The sequence below is a fragment of the Lysinibacillus cavernae genome (assembly GCF_009724685.1).
GTDB classification, from domain to species: domain Bacteria; phylum Bacillota; class Bacilli; order Bacillales_A; family Planococcaceae; genus Lysinibacillus; species Lysinibacillus cavernae.
In genome coordinates this window covers 103,319-121,049 of record NZ_WMEF01000009.1, presented here as the reverse complement: position 1 = coordinate 121,049, position 17,731 = coordinate 103,319, and the positions used below count along the sequence as shown (strand labels likewise).

Below are 17,731 nucleotides of genomic sequence, written 5' to 3'. Positions count from 1 at the left end.
AACAATAATAGATTTAAAGAAAGGTAGAGGTAGGAAAACCAAATGTTAAATAGATTGAAATTGGGTATACGCTCCAAGATTACATTAGGTTATGTCGTAATCATTCTTTGCTTACTTATAGAAGTTGTCGTACTAAATAATCAAATTACTTCTTTGCAAAAGGAAAGAAATTTTATTATTAAGTACGATTCTAATGTTCAAGCTTTAACCAATGAAATTGAAAAATATATATTGGACATGGAATCGAGTCAGCGAGCTTTCATCATTACAGGTGAATCAAGTTATCTTGAGCCCTATGATAATGCAGCTGAAAATTGGAAAATAGATTTTAATGATCTCTATCAACAAATGAAAGATAAACCAACCCAGCAAGAAAAGTTAAAAGAGATAGAGGAAACTATTGAACATTGGATTGATACTTCTGGCAAGCCAACTATTCAATATAAAAAGGATAATAATACAGAAGCGTTAAATGAGTTTTTTAAAGTAGATAACGGGCGCCAAGATATGGAAAAAATGCGCAAATTATTTGATTCATTCCGCTCAACGGAAAATGCATATACACAAGCAAAGGCAAGTCAGTTAGACAAACAAAATAGTAAATTAACTAGTGGTTTATTTGGCATCTTAATTTTAGTTTCTGTCATTGCCATCGTTATAGCTAGTGGAATTTCTCGTTCAATTGTGAAAACAATAACGGAAGTAACCCAAACAATTCGAGAAATGGCAGCTACGAAAGGAGATTTCACTAGAAGAATCCATGTGAATACAAATGATGAAATAAATGATCTTGCTGATGCAACGAATATATTATTAGAGTCAGTAGAAAAGAGAGAATGGTTACAAAGCAATATTGCTGAGATCGTGACAAAATATCAAGGTCTTTCAGCAATTACAAAATTGGCTGAGACCTTCCTGTCAGAAATAGCGCAGAAAACACAAGCCTCTCTTGGTGCGTTCTATGTGAGAGAAGTGACAGAGAACCAAGTACAGTTCGTGAAGACGGCTGCTTTTGCTGACGGAGATGATCGTGTCGGTATGGATAGTTTTAAAATGGGACAAGGTTTAATTGGGCAATGTGCATTAGAAAAACGAATATTATTTTATAATAATATTCCGGAAGATTATCGTTTAATTAGAACAGGATTAGGTGAAGTAAGACCTCAAAATATTTTATTGATTCCTGTAATCTTTGAAAATGAAGTTATAGCAGTGGTTGAAATAGCGACTATGGCTAAATTTAGTAAATTGCAACAAGAATTAGTGAAGCAGGTCACAGAAAACTTTGGGCTAACAGTGAATAGTGTTTTGGGCCGTATGGAAATAGTTCGCCTATTGAATGATTCTAGAGCAATGACAGAAGAATTACAGGTTCAATCTGAAGAGCTTCAGACGCAATCTGAAGAATTACAAATGCAGACGGAAGAGCTGACAATGATCAATGAACAGCTTGAAGAGCGCACGAAAGACGCCGAGTCAAAATCAAGTGAGCTGGAGAAGGCGAAGAAGGAATTAGAAGAAAGTGCGGAACAGCTTATACTTAATTCCAATTACAAATCTGAATTTTTAGCCAATATGTCGCATGAATTAAGAACACCATTAAATAGCATATTAATTTTATCAGAGATGCTAGCAGAAAATAGCCAACATAACTTAACAGACGAGGAAATAGAGTTTGCTAAAGTTATTCATTCTTCTGGCGAAGATTTACTTGCATTAATTAATGATATTTTAGATTTATCAAAGGTTGAGGCAGGAAAGCTTGATATTATTTTTAATGAAGTGAATATGAGCGAAGTAACTGTGCAAATTGAACATACCTTTGCACCTGTTGCGATGAAGAAAAATTTAGCATTCCATATTTCAAAGACGGATCAAGTTGTGGATGTGTTCTATACTGATGAAAAAAGATTCCATCAAATTCTAAAGAATTTATTATCAAATGCCTTTAAATTCACAGAACGTGGCTCAGTAACTCTGGCGATTAAGCACCTTACTCAACATCAACTAACAAATAATATGTTGGATATAAGTGCAGATTGGCTAGAAATCACCGTGTCAGATACCGGTATAGGTATTCCAAAAGATAAACATCAGCTAATTTTTGAATCATTCCAACAGGCAGATGGAGCTACGGTTCGAAAATACGGTGGAACAGGACTTGGTCTTTCTATTTGTAAGGAGTTTGCCAAATTGCTTGGCGGTTGGATTACGCTACAAAGTGCTGAGGGTCAAGGCAGTAGCTTTACGTTAACGATTCCAAGCTTACCAAAGGGAATCGAGGAGGAGCATTGCCAAAAGCTCGCAATGAATGAAGTCGCCGTTACTGTGGAAGAGGAGCAAATAGAAGAGCAGCCACAGCAAGTAGAGGAAGCACTTCAACAAGAGGTAGAGGTTTTTCAAGGGAAGAATATTTTAATAGTAGATGATGATAACCGTAATATATATGCATTAAAAACGGCATTAGAAAAAAGAGGTATGAACATTCTAGTTGCTAAAGATGGACTTGAAAGTTTAGAGGTAATGCAAGCGAATCCTGACATCGATCTCGTTCTGATGGATATTATGATGCCGAATATGGATGGCTATGAAGCGATGACTATTATTCGTCAACAAATGAAACGAATAGATTTACCAATCATTGCTTTGACGGCAAAGGCTATGAAAAATGATCGCGATAAATCATTGCAGGCTGGTGCATCTGACTATATTAGTAAGCCATTAAATTTAGATCAATTATTCTCGGTTTTAAGAGTCTGGCTAGTTTCTAAAGGGAGTTAAATGAAAATGGAACAATTTCAGCCTTTGGACCAAAATATACAATTAAATAAGCAAACAAATTTAGAAATTGATTTGTTATTAGAGGCTATATATCGTTTATCGGGCTTTGATTTTCGACAATATAATCGATCATCCATTTCACGTAGAATCTACAATAGGATGACAATCAATAACATTCCAACGATTTCACGCGTACAAGAAAAGGTTATTCACGATAAAGAATTTTTAGAGCAGATTTTGAATGATTTTTCGATAAATGTCACTGAAATGTTTCGTAATCCTAGTTTTTTTAAAGCTTTTCGTGAAAAAGTTATCCCGACTTTACGAGAGTACAAAGAAATACGTATTTGGCATGCTGGCTGTGCGACAGGGGAAGAAGTATACTCTATGGCCATTCTGCTTCAAGAAGAGGGGTTAATAGATAGGGCTGTTATTTATGCAACAGATATGAATGAGCAAGTATTAGAAAAGGCAAAGAAAGGTGCTTTTCCTCTTCATAAAATGCAGGCATATACGAAAAACTATATGCTTGCTGGGGGTTCACATGCTTTTTCGGAATACTATAAAACGGACTATCAATATGCCTATTTCCATCCAACGTTATTGAAAAATATTATTTTTGCTCAGCATAATTTAGTGACAGATCAGTCATTTAATGAATTCCATGTTGTTTTGTGTAGAAATGTCCTTATTTATTTTTCACCTAAGCTCCAGAGTCAGGTTCATCAATTATTTTATGAAAGTCTAAGCAACAAAGGGTTTTTATGCTTAGGTGATAAAGAAACATTGCGATTTGAAGAGGTAATTTTAAAGTATAGAGAAATTGATGGTAATGAAAGAATTTATCAAAAAATGTATTAACGAGTAAGAGGCTATCTTCAGCGATAGCCTCTGCTTTTTATTTAAATGGAATTAGTGCTAGCTTGAATCATTAATACACACATATCATCGGGCTGGTTATCTTGTTTGTCTTTAGGCAGTAAGTTGTCGATTAGGCAGTTAGAATAATCCCATTTGGAGGATGTTAGCGTTTGCAAATGCTTTTCGGATTCTATTTCACAGGGTCCCATGGCCTCTAATACGCCATCTGTAAACAACACAATTTGAATATCCTGTTCATACTGAATACATTGTTTTTTAACTTTAATTTCATCGAAAAAGCCGACCGCACAGCTACCTTGATTTAATGGAATACATGTTTTTTCATCAATTAGTGCATAACCAGGAGGATGACCAGCGTTTATGTATTCGATTGTTTTTTGTTCTGTATCGATCACTAAATAAATCGCTGTAAAATAATAGAGATTATTATCTTTTCCATCTTGTAAAAGCGTCATATAACGATTCAGTTCTTTAATGACAAGTTCTGGGTCGTTTAATTGTTTAACAGCCTCTCTTAAAACGGAGGAAATGAACATACAAACGAGCGCTGCGGAAATACCGTGGCCCATCATATCCAATAGAATAACGGCATAGCGATGATCGTCTATTTTGTGCCAATAATACATATCTCCTGCTAGATTAGAGGATGGTAAGTAAGAGACTTCTATACGGATATCTTTTTCATTTAATGGTGGACTGAGAAGGCTCCTTTGTACATGAGTGGCTAAATCCAATTCATATTGTATTTTCTTCTCATGCTGAGTATGCCAGTCTAATTCGGCTTTTAAACGTAATGCCACTCGCATTCTAGCAAGCAGCTCCGTTTTATTAATCGGTTTTGTAATATAATCTACACCACCAATGTCTAGTGCTTCTGCCAGTTTATTTTTATCTTCAAGTGCTGTAACAAATATGATTTGAATATCTTTTAATCTTTCATTTTGCTTAATACGTTTGCAGGCTTCAATACCATCTACTTCTGGCATCATAATGTCTAACAAAATTAAATCTACTGAATTTCCTGTTGGATTTGGTTCCTCTAATTGTAAATAATCAAATAGCTCATAAGCAGATGAAAGAGAAACACAGTTATCATAACCTGCATTTTTTAGTATTTTTTCAATGACAAATAAATTAACTTGATTGTCATCTACTAGAAGAATGGTCATAGTAATTGCCCCTTACTCTGATTGAATTTTGCAGATTATTATGCATGTATATAAATTACTTTCAACTCTATTATTATACAAAACATCAGAGAATAAAGGTATTGTGGCGATTTGAGTGTAAGGTTTACTAGGCATGTAGAGGATTTATATTTTAGCTTTTTTAAACCCTTGATAAATATCAAATGCATTTGCCAAAACGGCAATGATCATGCTGACGAGCAAGATTTTATCAATAGAAAAGGTAACTTTAGCTGAGGTTGTTTCTGTGATAGCTGCAATATATGGAATAGAGGCACTGTGAATAAAATCTTGGTGCGTAGCCATTAAAATAAACAAGATAGTTCCTACACTTTGAAGCAATGCATTGGTTATGGCGATTAGCATTGTCCATTGACCAGCACGCCATTTTAAAAAGGTTAAAGCGAGACTAACGATAATACATAGCAGGATTACAGGAGCAAACGATTGTAAAACATTTTGATTAAAGATTGGCATAACGAATTTCAAACTGCCATTGTCATTCGTTGTATAAATACCTAAGAGACGATAGGCATTCCAATAAACAAAAGCAAAAATAATGGTCCCTAAAAGGCTAAAAATAGTGTCATTTATTGTGATGATCTTATCTTTAGGAATCGTTTTAAGTTTTATTAGATCATCAGGTGACCATTGCTTAGGGTCTCTCAAAAAAGGTAATTGGATCTTATCAGGACCAGATCGATCTAAGATGATAAAAATAACGGTAATCCAAAACAATACGTGAAATAATACAGAAATAATTGCGGCAATGATTATAGCAAATGCTGAAATAATTGTTGAGAGAAGTGCTTCTTCTCCTGAATAGAGCACAATTTTTTCAATTACTTGAACAACAACGGTTATGATAATCGCCCATGGTATGACTAGTTTTATCGTTCTTGTGTAATGATCAAATACATCTGGGCCAATTAGAAAGCGAGGTGTATCATGATAGCTTGCAGCAACTTCTACGGGATTTCCGAGTTTTTTTAGTGCTTCTTTTACATCAGATTCTGAATATTCCTCTGGCAACATATCCTCAATAGTAGCTTTTAGCTCAAGCTCTATCTCTTGACGCTTATTTTTATGTAGCCTTTTAGACACTTCTTGAATATACGAATCAATTAAGGTCATTCATATTCCTCCTTTATTCATTTTCAGGGCTCATTATTTTTCATTGGTAATATATGTTATTATGGGGTATAAAAATTAGTATGAAATCTTCATGAACAACATGCAACAATTTGAAAATGGAGGGAAAATAGTGAGAGTTATAGGGGAATTATTAAAAGAACAAGACTTTTTATCTTTTGTGAATATCGTTGTTGGCGCCTATCCTGGAAGAATGGATGGATCACAGCCAACAAAAGAGCAGTTGAAAAATCTTTTTATGCAAAATCAGAGCAATGACGAATCTCATGGTTATTATGGGTTATGGGAAGATGATAAACTCATTGGCGGTATGCGATTACATGACTTTCAAATGAACCTGTTCTCTAAAATGCTACCAATTGGCGGGGTGGGGCTTGTTGCAGTTGATTTATTACATAAAAAAGAGAAAGTTGCAAAAGAACTAATCCAGCATTTCTTGAACAGTTTTATAGAAAAAAATGTTCATTTTGTTGCTTTGTATCCGTTTTAGACCAGATTTTTATAAGAAAATGGGTTTTGGATACGGACCTAAAATATCTCAATACTTAGTTGAACCTTTAAGCTTTCCGAAGGGACCAACGAAAAGGCATCTCAAATATTTGAAAGTTGAGGATCAACAACAGCTAATAGACTGCTATCACAGAGTAGCGGCTAAAAAGCATGGGATGTTTCTCAAAACAAAATCAGAGCTATCCTCCATTTTTAAGAATGCCGAAAATTATGTGATTGCAATGGAGCAGGAAGGTACTGTACAAGGCTATATCGTCTTTTCTTTTAAGAAACAGAGTGAAAGTAATTTTATGTTGAATAATTTGGTGATTAAAGAGTGGATATATGAGACCCCTCAGGCTTTGTTAGAGCTAAGCACATTTTTAAACAGTCAGGCAGACCAGGTAAATAGAATTGAGTGGAATACGCAAGAAGAAAATGCCCATTTCTTTTTAGGGGACATACGAAATGGTACAAATCATTTAATTCCAAGTGTCTACCATGCAAGTGCCGTGTCAGGAGTTGGACTGATGTACCGTATTATGAATGTGAAAGGCTTTTTTGAAGAGTTAATGATACGCAATTTCAACGGTGTCACCCTGACATTCAAATTAACAGTCAGTGATTCTTTACTAGTTGAAAATAATCAGCAATTCATTATTGAAGCTGTTAATGGCGCAATCAAAATTTTAGATAGTGGTAGCTATGAAGTAGAAGTAACGATAGATATAGCTGAGCTATCCTCACTGGTGATGGGTGTGGTAACGGTCCAAGAGCTGTTTATGCTTAGTCTAATACGAGTTAGTCATGAGCAATACTTGCAGGCATTACAGCAGTTTTTCTTTGTGATTGAAAAGCCTACATGTATAACAGCATTTTAGAATAGAGATGGCTCTTCCTGTAGGCTAGTGCTCTTTTTTTATAAAAATGGATGATCGCGTGGGTCTCTCAAGTGGTGTGATATTAATTATAAAGTAGCTTATTATAAGTATTAAAATAATCAATGAATAAATTAAGGTGTTAAGAGGATGATCGTGCTCCACGATAATTAATCGAATCATAGCTGTAATACCTATATATATAAAGTATCTGAGCGGAAAATGATAATCCTCTTTAAAATATTTAATAATCATTGTGATGAACTCAAAATATAAAAAGAAAATAAGGATATTGGCAAGGAATAGTTTATAATCGCCACCTTCCTTAGCGAATAGTAATATTTTCAGAAATTCAATTAGCTCCTTTAAAAGTAAAAACGATAGGATGAGAGCTAGTAGCACAAGGCAAACATTGAGAAATAGTTGTAAAGATTTTGGTACAGCTTTAATGAGCTGCGAGTAAGTTGGATTTTTTTGATTCATGCAATTCCTCCAATCGAGATTGGTTTTACGAGTCCTAAATACATCATCATATGGTCAAGTAGTAGTATATTATGATATGAATATAACAATTTATCGTAAATCTTTTTTTGGGTTTTTGTAAAGTTTTGGTATATTTTCATGAAAGAAAGTTTTCAAAATAATTTAGTGGTATGCTAAAATAGATGTGCATGAATATAAAAATTTAAAAGGGGTTTTTAGAATGGCAAAAGCTGCAAAAACTGATGCGAAAATTACACCAGAACGTTTAGAAGAAGCGTTAAATGTTCGTGACCGTCTTATTATCGAACTACTTGTACAAGTACTAGATGAAAAGCTAGTAATTGAACGCCCTGTACTACGTGAACGTCTAGGAAACCTTGTAGATCTTGCTGATCATGATGCAGAACTAAAGGAAACAATCCACGCAGTTATCAACAAACTATAATGATAAGAAGAATGCTACGCACAATTCGTAGCATTCTTTTTTTATCGTTCTTTAGTTCCGTGTGTCATGTAAAGCGTTCTACTAAGTCGTACATGCGCTCTGCTTCTGTGTGAAGTTCCATCGAGGAGTGCATGATAGATGTTACTGCTGACTTTTGTTCGTCAATGGAAGCATTAATTTGTTCAGTAGCTGCGGCAGATTGTGTAGCTACGCTTGCAATTTCCTTAATCGCATTTATTACGACAATGCGATTTTCTGCCATTTCATTCATACCCTCATCCAGAGAAGTAAGGTGGGCTGTAATGTCTAGAATGGAGTCAGCTAGGAAAGTAAAGGCTCCTTTTACTTCAGTAATCGACGTTGCCTGGCTTTGTGAAAGGTTTAGGGTATTTATCATTTTAGCATCCGAATTAGCAGTATCGATCTCAATACGTTGCAATAAATTTCTGACACGATTAGTAGCTTCATTAGTGTCTTCTGATAAATGTCGTACTTCCTCTGCCACGACAGCAAACCCTTTTCCATGATCACCTGCACGTGCAGCTTCAATACTGGCATTTAATGCTAATAGGTTTGTTTGCTCAGAAATGGATGTAATCGTTTGTACGACTTGATGAATCTCTTTCATTTGACTTGTTAGACTTGAAAAATTAGCTCTTAACTCTTCTATCACTTGTGTAAATTCACTTGAATTTTGCAGTAAGACATCTACTTTTCGTCTACCATTTTCTTGAGATTGATTGATGATATTCATATTTTCAGTAATCTCACTATATTTATCAGTAGCATTTGAGATGAGTGATGATAGTGTTTCAACTTTACTAATGGCCGTTTCTGCTTCCTCAGCTTGCACAACAGCTCCTTTAGAGATGTCATTGATTGCTTGATGAATTTCGTCAGCAGAAGCAGTAGTTTCCTCTGTAATGGCACTAAGCATTTCTGAGGAAACCCTCATCTGGGATGCACTATCCTTTGTGTTGTTGACCATTTCATGTAAGCTATGTTTCATATCATTCACGTTATTAGCTAGTATGCCTAGTTCATCTTTAGTGGTAACAGGTATGTCATCGCTAGTCAGCTTGCCTTTAGCAATATCCGATGTAATCACCATGATTTTACGTATATAGGCAGTCATCCGACCCGAGAAGAACCAGAAGAGGGCTACGCCAATAACGGTTGCTAGCATCGTCATACCTAGTGTGTAGAATAAAACATTTTTAGTGCCTGCATTAAAATCCATTTCGTATGTACCAGCTGCGATAATCCAACCCCAATGCTTGTCCATTTCTACATAAGTAATTTTAGGCGCAACGACTTCAGGATTTGAGGGTAGAGCCCAATCATAAAGGACATATCCTCCACCAGCCTTTGCTGCTTCAATCATTTCTCGTACAAAATATCGTCCATCCTTTGTTTGTAAATCGGAAATATCTTGTCCTTCGAGAGATGGATGAGTTTCGACCATACCGTTATCTTGAAAGGCATAGAAATAAAAATTATCTCCGTATTTGACAGGATTATCAATGGATCGCTTATTATCTTCAACTTTTTTACCAACAATCTGTGTTCTTGCACTTTCCTGAGCTTCCTCTAAAGTTAAATTACCCTTTTGAACTTGTGCATCTAATTGTTCAATTAATGCAAGTATGCCAAGTGTGCCATTTTTAAGACTTTGGCGACCTATCTGATCCATTTCACTTTTGGCCACAAAATAATTGACTGCTCCGACCAATACTGTTGATATTAGAATAACAATAATAGATAGACTTACCAATTTATTACGAACTGACTTAATCATAGACAAAACCTCCGTTCCTCTATTGCTTAGAAAAATAATACTTTGTAGTTATATTATAATATAAAGTTTTCAAATAAAATAGAAAATTCAGAAAATAAATGTCATTTTATAATAGCGTGTATTCACGGCACTTATAAAGTAATTGGATGAGTAGGTTCAATGTAAGAAACCCCAACGAAGAACACTATGACTTCGTTGGGATTTCGATTTATTAATACACTTTATCTCCGTTGAAGATAGAGTTTTTCACTATAACATAATCAACATTTCGAATAGCTTCTAGCTTTGTGCCACCAGCATAAGAAATAGATGATTGTAAGTCTTGTTGCATTTCGATTAATGTATCTTTAATGCTTCCCTTGTGCTCAACATACATTTTCTTACCTTCAACATTTTTACGTTCGCCTTTTTGGAATTCGGAAGCAGAACCGAAGTATTCCTTCACCGTTTTGCCATCGATTTTGATTGTTTCACCAGGTGATTCTTCATGACCAGCAAATAATGAACCAATCATCACCATTGAAGCACCAAAACGAACAGATTTAGCGATATCTCCATGTGTACGAATACCACCGTCAGCAATAATTGGCTTTGTAGCAGCCTTTGCACACCAACGTAGTGCCGCTAGTTGCCAGCCTCCTGTACCAAAGCCTGTTTTGACTTTTGTAATACATACTTTACCTGGTCCAATCCCAACTTTCGTAGCATCTGCACCAGCATTTTCAAGTTCACGTACTGCTTCTGGTGTTCCAACGTTACCAGCAATGACAAAGCTGTTCGGTAAGTATTTCTTAATATGTTGAATCATACGAATAACTGCATTTGAATGACCATGTGCAATATCAATTGTAATAAATTCAGGTACTAAATTAGCAGCTGCTAATTCTTCGATAAATGCATATTCCTCTTCTTTCACACCTACACTGATTGAAGCAATTAAGCCATTCCCTTGCATTTCTTGAATGAAATTTATACGTGTTTCTGGTTGGAATCGGTGCATGATATAGAAGTAACCGTTTTCAGCAAGTTTCTTAGCAAGATTTTCGTCAATAATTGTTTGCATATTTGCAGGTACTACAGGAAGTTTAAAAGTATGCCCTCCTAAAGTAACAGAAGTATCACATTCTGAGCGACTTTCTACAATACATTTTGCGGGAATAAGTTGAATATCCTCATAGTCAAATACGTTATCCATTATATACACTCCTAAAATACGAATATTTTTAAATATTTGTTTTAAATTGTTCGCCATTTGGTAATTTACATGATTTTCGAGTAAATGTCAAAGCTTTTGCAAAAATAAATAAAAAATTTAAAAATCAAAGTAATAAACTTATTTTGTAGATGCATTATTCTAGTTATAATTTGTGTTATGATTTGTAATCCATGTACAATAGAGTTGTTTCAAAAAATAACAAGGGAGTGTTGGAAATGGCAGTAGAGGTGTATTTAGTTTTTAATGGGAATTGTCGAGAAGCTGTAACATTTTACGAAGATGCTTTTAATACGGACAAGGCTGAAATTATGACGTTTGGAGATTCACCACAAAATCCTGATTACCCATTACCAGAGGAAGCAAAAGATCTAGTCATGCATACACGACTTTCTGTATTTGGTAGTAGAATTATGTTCTCAGATACATTTCCAGGCTCACCGTTCTCAGTTGGGAATAATGTTACGTTAGCAGTTGTTTCTGATGATGACGAGCAAATGCGAAAAGCATTCGATAAGCTTAAAGATGGTGGAAAAGTTACGATGGAGCTACAAGAAACATTTTGGAGTAAATGTTACGGCTCACTTACAGATAAATTCGGCATTGAGTGGCAATTTAGCCATGAAGTAAATGAATAAAATAACATAATTTAAAGCCTGATGATATTATACATCTAATATCATCAGGCTTTTATTAGGTATTAAAGCGATCTACATAGCCTTGTAACTCATCTGCCATATCAAGTAACGTTTTAGCAGAAGAGGCGATTTCCTGCATCGATGACAGTGTTTGTTCGGTTGAAGCAGCAACTTCCTCAGAGGCAGCTGCATTTAGTTTTGCATGGTCTGAAAGTTCAATGGCTGTTGCAGACACTTCCTCAACAACGGCTGACATTTCTTGAGCCGAAGCTGATATATCTTCCATTTTCGGTGCTATCTCTCGAAGACTTTCAACGATACTCGTAAATTTCTTTTTCGTATCCGCAGATAGCTGTAAACCTTCTTGAACGTCAGATGAAGCTTGCATCATCGTTTGAACAGATTTAGCCGTATCCTGTTGAATTCCTGTAATAAGAGTAGAAATTTGCCCCGCTGATTGATGGGATTGTTCTGCTAATTTGCGTACTTCATCTGCTACGACTGCAAAGCCTTTGCCATGTTCACCAGCTCGTGCTGCTTCAATTGCAGCATTCAGTGCAAGAAGGTTCGTTTGGTCTGAAATGGCGCTAATAATTTCTATGATAGAACCAATTTCTTTTGTTCGATCAAACAATGATTTAATCATCGTATCGGACTGTGTCACAGATTCATGAATGGAAACCATTTGATTGACTGTTTGCTCAACAGATTGACCACCTTCCTCAGCTAACTGGATAGCCTGATTAGACAGGTCTGAAACTTGTAGGGCGCTATCTGCTACTTCTACGACGCCTTTTGCAATCTCCTCGATGGAAACAGCATTTTGTTCGATTCCCGTTGTTTGTTTTTCAGTACTGATAGCTACCTGCCGCATAGCCTCTGTCACCTGTTCAGATGCAGCAATATTTTGTTCAGCATTTGCCGAAAGACCTTGTGCAGAGGTTTGGACATGTTGTGAGCTTTGGTCAACATTGCGAATCAACTTTTTTAAGCTAACTTTCATCGAGACAAATGCCTCACCAAGCTGTCCAATTTCGTCTTTAGTATGAATATCAATAAACTCCGTCAAATCACCTTCGCTAATTTTTAGTGCACTCACCTGTAATCGTTTAATAGGGTTAACAATGGATTTAATCATAGATAGCATAAAAATAATACCTACAATAATAGAAATACCAATAATCAGTAATGTGATAGTAAATGTTGCGTTAGCAGCTTCTGTAGCCTCTGCGATAAACATTGTACCGATTACTTTCCAACCTGTAAGTTCATTTGTCTCAAAACGTAAATGACGATCACCCTCAGTAATAATGCCTTCCTGTTGTTCGTAAATTTTTGAAATATATTCTTCTGTAGCTACTGATCCGCTTTCTTTATCTTTTTGTGCGATATATAGCTTATTACTATCTAGTAGGGATGCAAAACCAGTTTCTCCAATACGCGTTTCGTCTGTTAGAGCACTTAGAACAGAAATAGTTAAATCTAAGGCAATTACACCAGAATCATCTGGAAGAGCTTGCATAACTGTAACTACGATATTATTTGTTGATTTTGAGATATACGGAGAAGTGATGGATGCATGTCCTTTATTCTCAATAGCTTCTGTATACCAAGGTCGTTCACGTGGATCATAATCACTTGCATAATCGTGGGCTGGTTCATCAATCATTCGACCTTCCGAAGTTCCAATGTAAATTAATTCAACCTCTGGATGAGTATTCATGTATTCCTGAAATAGATTTTTCAATTCAACATTTTTATTTTCTTGTAAATAAGATTGATTTAGTTTTTGTGCAAAATACTCAATGTCATGTACTTTAGGAGCAATTGTATTTGTAATATTGCTATTCAGCATACGCACACTTTCTTTAGCACTTGCTTGTTGCTCTTCTATAATCTGACTTTTGGTACTTTTAAAGGAGGTATACCCGATTAAAAGTGCGGGAATGAGAAGTATCATTAAAAATGCAAAGATGAGTTTCTTTCTTAAACTAATTCGATTCATACAGTATTCCTCCTTAAACGACAGTATTTAATTGTAATGGAATTGAACAACGGAAGCTTTAGATCATGCCTCTAATAGCTTCATTTTTATTTGTCACATTAGTCGTTCAAATGTTTAATCTGATTCTAAGAGGAAAATGTATAATAATCAATATAGTTTTCTGAAAAATCTGGAAAATAAAGTTATACAACGGTACTTTTTGTAGAAAAATAGCTTAACTTGTAATTTTTCATCTTTATCAAAAGAAAAATCTGAGTTCAATACTGTATTGAACTCAGATTTATATAAAACTATTTAATATTTAAAACGATTCACATAGCCCTGTAATTCATCCGCCATATCAAGTAGCGTTTTGGATGCAGAGGCAATGTCCTGCATAGACGATAGAGTTTGTTCTGTAGAAGCAGCAACTTCCTCTGTAGCCGCAGCATTTAATTTAGCATGATCTGATAATTCAATGGCTGTTGCTGAGACTTCTTCCACGACTGCAGACATTTCTTGGGCAGATGCAGAGATATCCTCCATTTTTGGTGCGATATTTCGTAGGCTCTCAATAATATTCGCGAATTTCTTACTCGTTTCCTCTGTCAATTGTAAGCCGTCTTGAACATCTGCTGACGCCTTGACCATTGTTTGTACAGATTTAGCTGTATCCTGCTGAATACTAGTAATTAGCGCAGAAATTTGTTCTGCTGATTGATGGGATTGTTCTGCTAATTTTCTAACTTCATCCGCCACTACTGCAAAGCCTTTCCCATGCTCTCCTGCTCGTGCTGCCTCAATAGCGGCATTCAGTGCCAGTAAATTTGTTTGATCTGAAATAGCACTAATCATTTCTAAAATGGAACCAATTTCTTTCGTACGATCATAGAGCGTTTTAATCATTGTATCTGACTGCGTAACAGATTCATAAATAGAATTCATTTGCTGAACAGTTTGCTCGACAGATTGTCCACCTTCATCCGCTAGTTGAATAGCGTGACTGGATAGGTCAGATACTTGCATGGCGCTGTCTGCAACCTCAACAACTCCTTTAGCTATTTCCTCAACTGAAATAGCATTTTGATCAATACCCGTTGTTTGTTTTTCTGTGCTGATTGCCATCTGTTGCATGGCTTCAGCAACCTGCTCTGAGGTCGCAATATTTTGTTCAGCATTGGCAGATAAATCTTGGGCGGATGTTTGAACATGTTGTGAGCTTTGATCGACGTTGCGAATTAATTTTTTCAAGCTAACCTTCATAGAGATAAAAGCTTCACCAAGCTGACCGATTTCATCTTTAGAATGAATTTCAATAAACTCGGTTAAATCACCTTCACTAATTTTTAGCGCACTTTGTTTAAGTCGATTAATGGGATTGACAACTGACTTAATCATGAAGAGCATAAAAATAACGCCAACTAGAATTGAAACAACAATGATTATCAAGTTTATATTCAATGTTGAGGCAGCAGCCTTTGCAGCTTCCGCAGTAAACATTGTGCCAATTACCTTCCAGCCTGTTAATTCATTTGTAACAAACTGCAAATGGCGGTCTCTTTCAATGACAGTACCGCTATCTTGTTCATAAATTTTTGCAATATAATTTTCTGTTGCCTCAGTACCACTTTCTTTATCTGGCTGGGCAATATAGATTTTATTGCTGTCTAGGAGAGAGGCATATCCAGTTTCTCCAATACGAATATTATTCGTAATGTCACTTAATGTAGAAATGTTAAGATCTAATGCCATTACCCCTGAACCATCTGGTAAAGCCTGCGTGATTGTAATGACAATGTCACCTGTAGATTGTGTAACATATGGTGCAGTAATTGAGACCTCGCCATTATTATCTAAGGCCTGCTTATACCAAGGTCTTGAACGAGGATCGAAGCCATCAGGATATTCTTGAGCAGGCTCATCAAATAATTTGCCATCAGCAGTACCAATGTAAATCAGTTCTACTTCAGGGTGCATCTGAACATATTCGTTTAATAATGATTTAAGTTCTGAAACGCTATCATCATGAAAGTAGGTTTTACTAAATTTTTTTGAAAAGTATTGCACATCTTTTAATTTTGGTTCAATCATGTTCGTAATATTGGTATTAAGAATGCGTACACTTTCTGTTGCACTTGCGTGTTGTTCTTCTGATATTTGCTTTTCAGCGCTTTGGTAAGAAACAATGCCAATTAACAGTGTTGGAATGAGAAGCATTGCTAAAAACGAAAAAATAAGCTTTTTTCTTAAACTTAGTTGTTTCACTTGTATTATCCTCACATAATATTTTATATTCTATACTTTTCCCTAGAAGGTAAATAATTCTCATTCTATCAGAAATAAAAGAAAAGTTAAGTACTTTAGATTAATTAATTGCTAGTAATAGATAGTAGTATCAATTATTCGAAATTTCCCTAAATTGATTTTGTTAATAGCTATATAAAGCTACTTTTTGATGTATACTAATGCTCAAAAGAGGAGGGAAATATGTCATGATTCATCAAATTGGACAAGTAATGCTCTATGTTAATGACCAGGATGTGGCTGTAAAGTTTTGGACAGAAAAAGTGGGGTTTGTAGTTGTTGCCGAGCAGGAAGAAGCAGGAATGCGTTGGATTGAAATAGCACCAACGACTGAGGCTCAAACATCGTTTGTGTTACACAATAAAGAAATAATAGCCAAAATGCAGCCGGAGTTAAATTTAGGTACACCTTCTATTATGTTTTACGCTGATAAAATTGAAGAAATGTACCAAGATTTTCAGGCAAAGGGCATTAAAGTAGGCGATCTAGTTATGATGCCAATGGGTAGGGTTTTTAATTTTGCTGATCCTGAAAATAATTATTTTGCCTTAGTTGAGAAATAAATATAAATGACAGAAATCTGCTTGTTTTTCGCTAAATTATCTAGTGAAAATGAGCAGATTCCCTTTTTTATCTTATTTAATATAGGTCGTCTCCTATGATAAATCCTCTCCAAAAATGCCAACTGTTTGCCGATCTATTGTAAAGTCATGACCATTCCATTTTAGAATGTTTTCCACATAGCCTAATCCATCGGCATGATATCTGCCCGCAATTTTTTGGTACGCTAAAATTTCATATGTCCCATCTCGGTCATAATCAACAGGGTATAGTCCGCTAAAAGGATCTACCCAACCTTCAATGGGTTGTTTTAATGTGCCATCTGGATTATAAATTTCTGCTAAGTATTCTGCTCCCTTATATTGTAAATCGATTGTGTATCTCATAGCGGGATTCGTACTTTGAACAACAGCCTTGTAGTGGTCTACATAATTGACGCTATATTTAAGTTTGCTATTAAATGATTCTGCATCAAAAATAGAACGAACTTGGTTGTTGATGGAGGAAAATATCTCGCCATTAATAATTCCTCCGCTACCTCCAGTATCAGAGACAACCAAAATATCCTCAATATGATTACTAGTGAAATCGCCTAGAAAAATGGTCGGATTATAGCCCGTATTTTGTTTCAATGGAATTTGTTCGATTTGTCGTGTTTGCCCATAAAAAATAATTAATGTTATATTCTCCCACAAAGGACTATCCGGCTGTTTAGTGCCCATTAAAAAAATAGTTTCAAAAAAGCCATCGCCATTAATATCGCCAAATTTAGTTTGAATCACCTGTGGAGCCAAATTAGATAAGGTGCCAGCATTTTGTGGCGAATGTAAATTATTAGTCATTTATACACCTCTTTCATTAGTCTTAGCATATGTTGTAAACAAAGCTTGGTGCATAAATTGAAAGTTAAAGTTCAAACATTATAATTCATATTAA

The 17,731-nt window shown here is 35.4% G+C and carries 15 protein-coding genes; 7 read left to right on the top strand and 8 right to left on the bottom strand.

The window, feature by feature from the left end; all coding sequences use genetic code 11:
- Positions 1-42 precede the first annotated feature (42 nt).
- Both GJU32_RS16925 and GJU32_RS16920 read left to right on the top strand, forming a co-directional pair.
- Entirely contained in the window at positions 43-2,781 is a 2,739-nt protein-coding gene (locus tag GJU32_RS16925; protein WP_155593107.1) for an ATP-binding protein, read from the top strand.
- Positions 2,782-2,787: 6 nt separating this feature from the next.
- Positions 2,788-3,642: a CheR family methyltransferase gene (locus tag GJU32_RS16920; protein ID WP_155593106.1), complete on the top strand. Its 855-nt coding sequence runs from the start codon at positions 2,788-2,790 to the stop codon at positions 3,640-3,642.
- Positions 3,643-3,683: 41 nt separating this feature from the next.
- On the opposite strand, the gene GJU32_RS16915 is transcribed toward GJU32_RS16920, so the two are convergent.
- Together GJU32_RS16915 and GJU32_RS16910 are read right to left on the bottom strand one after the other, a co-directional pair.
- Positions 3,684-4,832, bottom strand: coding sequence for a SpoIIE family protein phosphatase (locus GJU32_RS16915; protein WP_155593105.1), 1,149 nt, complete (start codon positions 4,830-4,832; stop codon positions 3,684-3,686).
- Positions 4,833-4,976: 144 nt separating this feature from the next.
- A complete protein-coding gene (locus GJU32_RS16910) occupies positions 4,977-5,984 on the bottom strand; it encodes an HAAS signaling domain-containing protein (protein WP_155593104.1) in 1,008 nt (335 codons plus the stop codon).
- A gap of 100 nt (positions 5,985-6,084) precedes the next feature.
- On the opposite strand from GJU32_RS16910, the gene GJU32_RS23450 reads away from it, so the two are divergent.
- Together GJU32_RS23450 and GJU32_RS23445 are read left to right on the top strand one after the other, a co-directional pair.
- On the top strand, positions 6,085-6,492 hold the full coding sequence (locus tag GJU32_RS23450) for a GNAT family N-acetyltransferase (protein WP_230875074.1): 408 nt from the start codon (positions 6,085-6,087) through the stop codon (positions 6,490-6,492).
- Between the two features lie 109 nt (positions 6,493-6,601).
- Entirely contained in the window at positions 6,602-7,372 is a 771-nt protein-coding gene (locus tag GJU32_RS23445; protein ID WP_230875073.1) for a GNAT family N-acetyltransferase, read from the top strand.
- Positions 7,373-7,396: 24 nt separating this feature from the next.
- On the opposite strand, the gene psiE is transcribed toward GJU32_RS23445, so the two are convergent.
- Positions 7,397-7,852 carry a phosphate-starvation-inducible protein PsiE gene (gene psiE / locus GJU32_RS16900; RefSeq protein ID WP_155593103.1) on the bottom strand — a complete coding sequence of 152 codons (456 nt, stop codon included), beginning with the start codon at positions 7,850-7,852 and terminating at the stop codon, positions 7,397-7,399.
- A 220-nt stretch (positions 7,853-8,072) separates the two neighbouring features.
- On the opposite strand from psiE, the gene GJU32_RS16895 reads away from it, so the two are divergent.
- Positions 8,073-8,297 carry a hypothetical protein gene (locus GJU32_RS16895; protein WP_004233486.1) on the top strand — a complete coding sequence of 75 codons (225 nt, stop codon included), beginning with the start codon at positions 8,073-8,075 and terminating at the stop codon, positions 8,295-8,297.
- Between the two features lie 64 nt (positions 8,298-8,361).
- On the opposite strand, the gene GJU32_RS16890 is transcribed toward GJU32_RS16895, so the two are convergent.
- Positions 8,362-10,095 carry a methyl-accepting chemotaxis protein gene (locus GJU32_RS16890; RefSeq protein ID WP_196426727.1) on the bottom strand — a complete coding sequence of 578 codons (1,734 nt, stop codon included), beginning with the start codon at positions 10,093-10,095 and terminating at the stop codon, positions 8,362-8,364.
- 211 nt (positions 10,096-10,306) lie between these two features.
- The gene (gene guaC / locus GJU32_RS16885; RefSeq protein WP_155593102.1) at positions 10,307-11,290 is read right to left on the bottom strand and encodes a GMP reductase; all 984 of its coding nucleotides are present in this window, start codon (positions 11,288-11,290) and stop codon (positions 10,307-10,309) included.
- Positions 11,291-11,526: 236 nt separating this feature from the next.
- Here guaC and GJU32_RS16880 point away from each other — a divergent pair, with 236 nt between their 5' ends.
- Positions 11,527-11,946 (top strand): VOC family protein, encoded by a 420-nt coding sequence (locus GJU32_RS16880; RefSeq protein ID WP_155593101.1) that lies wholly within the window; start codon positions 11,527-11,529, stop codon positions 11,944-11,946.
- A 55-nt stretch (positions 11,947-12,001) separates the two neighbouring features.
- On the opposite strand, the gene GJU32_RS16875 is transcribed toward GJU32_RS16880, so the two are convergent.
- Together GJU32_RS16875 and GJU32_RS16870 are read right to left on the bottom strand one after the other, a co-directional pair.
- Positions 12,002-13,951 (bottom strand): HAMP domain-containing methyl-accepting chemotaxis protein, encoded by a 1,950-nt coding sequence (locus GJU32_RS16875; RefSeq protein WP_155593100.1) that lies wholly within the window; start codon positions 13,949-13,951, stop codon positions 12,002-12,004.
- Between the two features lie 294 nt (positions 13,952-14,245).
- Positions 14,246-16,195 (bottom strand): methyl-accepting chemotaxis protein, encoded by a 1,950-nt coding sequence (locus GJU32_RS16870; protein ID WP_155593099.1) that lies wholly within the window; start codon positions 16,193-16,195, stop codon positions 14,246-14,248.
- A 227-nt stretch (positions 16,196-16,422) separates the two neighbouring features.
- On the opposite strand from GJU32_RS16870, the gene GJU32_RS16865 reads away from it, so the two are divergent.
- Positions 16,423-16,797 carry a VOC family protein gene (locus GJU32_RS16865; protein ID WP_155593098.1) on the top strand — a complete coding sequence of 125 codons (375 nt, stop codon included), beginning with the start codon at positions 16,423-16,425 and terminating at the stop codon, positions 16,795-16,797.
- A 93-nt stretch (positions 16,798-16,890) separates the two neighbouring features.
- Here the strand turns inward: GJU32_RS16865 and GJU32_RS16860 are convergent, their stop codons facing one another.
- Entirely contained in the window at positions 16,891-17,637 is a 747-nt protein-coding gene (locus GJU32_RS16860) for a hypothetical protein (protein ID WP_155593097.1), read from the bottom strand.
- Positions 17,638-17,731: the final 94 nt, after the last annotated feature.

What these genes read in the sequence shown, in the direction of transcription:
- GJU32_RS16925 (WP_155593107.1), top strand. Translation starts at nt 43, where the DNA reads ATGTTAAATAGATTGAAATTGGGTATACGCTCCAAGATTACATTAGGT.
- GJU32_RS16920 (WP_155593106.1), top strand. Translation starts at nt 2,788, where the DNA reads ATGGAACAATTTCAGCCTTTGGACCAAAATATACAATTAAATAAGCAA.
- GJU32_RS16915 (WP_155593105.1), bottom strand. Translation starts at nt 4,832, where the DNA reads ATGACCATTCTTCTAGTAGATGACAATCAAGTTAATTTATTTGTCATT.
- GJU32_RS16910 (WP_155593104.1), bottom strand. Translation starts at nt 5,984, where the DNA reads ATGACCTTAATTGATTCGTATATTCAAGAAGTGTCTAAAAGGCTACAT.
- GJU32_RS23450 (WP_230875074.1), top strand. Translation starts at nt 6,085, where the DNA reads ATGCAACAATTTGAAAATGGAGGGAAAATAGTGAGAGTTATAGGGGAA.
- psiE (WP_155593103.1), bottom strand. Translation starts at nt 7,852, where the DNA reads ATGAATCAAAAAAATCCAACTTACTCGCAGCTCATTAAAGCTGTACCA.
- GJU32_RS16895 (WP_004233486.1), top strand. Translation starts at nt 8,073, where the DNA reads ATGGCAAAAGCTGCAAAAACTGATGCGAAAATTACACCAGAACGTTTA.
- GJU32_RS16890 (WP_196426727.1), bottom strand. Translation starts at nt 10,095, where the DNA reads ATGATTAAGTCAGTTCGTAATAAATTGGTAAGTCTATCTATTATTGTT.
- guaC (WP_155593102.1), bottom strand. Translation starts at nt 11,290, where the DNA reads ATGGATAACGTATTTGACTATGAGGATATTCAACTTATTCCCGCAAAA.
- GJU32_RS16880 (WP_155593101.1), top strand. Translation starts at nt 11,527, where the DNA reads ATGGCAGTAGAGGTGTATTTAGTTTTTAATGGGAATTGTCGAGAAGCT.
- GJU32_RS16875 (WP_155593100.1), bottom strand. Translation starts at nt 13,951, where the DNA reads ATGAATCGAATTAGTTTAAGAAAGAAACTCATCTTTGCATTTTTAATG.
- GJU32_RS16865 (WP_155593098.1), top strand. Translation starts at nt 16,423, where the DNA reads ATGATTCATCAAATTGGACAAGTAATGCTCTATGTTAATGACCAGGAT.
- GJU32_RS16860 (WP_155593097.1), bottom strand. Translation starts at nt 17,637, where the DNA reads ATGACTAATAATTTACATTCGCCACAAAATGCTGGCACCTTATCTAAT.